The 1,090-nt window shown below is 76.5% G+C and carries 1 protein-coding gene; it reads left to right on the forward strand.

The window, feature by feature from the left end; translation table 11 throughout:
• Positions 1-31: 31 nt before the first annotated feature.
• Positions 32-988 (forward strand): ABC transporter ATP-binding protein, encoded by a 957-nt coding sequence (locus GT045_RS30360; RefSeq protein WP_161293466.1) that lies wholly within the window; start codon positions 32-34, stop codon positions 986-988.
• Positions 989-1,090 lie beyond the last annotated feature (102 nt).

Genomic DNA, 1,090 nt, shown 5'->3' on the forward strand with positions numbered 1-1,090 from the left:
CCCCGGCCCGCCGGCGCGCGCGGGGGCCGCCGTGCCCGAGGCCGAGCCGGCGGCGGGGGCGAGTGTCATCGCCACGCGCGGTCTCACCAAGCGCTACCGCGGCGGACAGCTCGCCGTGGACGGTCTCGACCTGACCGTCCCGGCGGGCAGCGTCTTCGGCTTCCTCGGTCCGAACGGATCCGGCAAGACCACCACCATCCGCATGCTGATGGGCCTGATCGAGCCGACCGCGGGCACGGTCCGGGTGCTCGGCCGACCCATGCCCCGGGCGGCCCGTACGGTCCTTCCCCAGGTCGGTGCGCTCATCGAGGGCCCTGCCCTGTACGGCTTCCTCTCCGGCCGGGACAACCTGCTGCGCTACGACGCAGCCGACCCCACCGCCGATCCCCGCACCCGGCGCGCCCGGGCCGCCGCGGCACTGGACCGGGTCGGCCTCGCGGCGGCCGCGGGCAAGAAGGCCAAGGCGTACTCGCTGGGCATGAAGCAGCGCCTGGGCCTGGCAGCCGCGCTGCTCCAGCCGCGCCGCCTGCTCGTCCTGGACGAGCCCACCAACGGCCTGGACCCGCAGGGCATGCGCGAGATCCGCACCCTGATCAGGGAGCTGGCCGCGGACGGTACGACCGTCTTCCTCTCCTCCCACCTCCTCGACGAGATCGAGCAGGTGTGCACCCACGCGGCGGTGATGGCGCAGGGCCGGCTCGTCGTCCAGGGCCCGGTGACGGACCTGGCGGCCGGGGCGCGCGGCCGGCTGGCGGTGACCACCCCGGACGCGCCCGAGGCGGCCCGTGTGCTGAAGGAACTGGGCGTGCCGGACGTGACGGCCGACGGCGACCGGGTCACCGGCGAGCCGCCCGACCGCGACCTCGCCGAGGTGACCGCGGCCCTGGTGGCCGCGGGCGTCCGGGTGCGGGGCCTCACCGTCGAACGTGCCTCCCTGGAGGACGCGTTCGTCGCACTCACCGGGGAGGGATTCGATGTCGCGGGCTGACCGGCCGCCGACAGCCGCCGCGGACGGGCCGACCACGGCAGCCGCGGACGGGCCGACCACGGCAGCCGCGGACGGGCCGGCCACGGCCTCCGCAGAGGGCCT

It is taken from the genome of Streptomyces sp. SID486 (assembly GCF_009865385.1).
Taxonomy (GTDB): Bacteria; Actinomycetota; Actinomycetes; order Streptomycetales; family Streptomycetaceae; genus Streptomyces.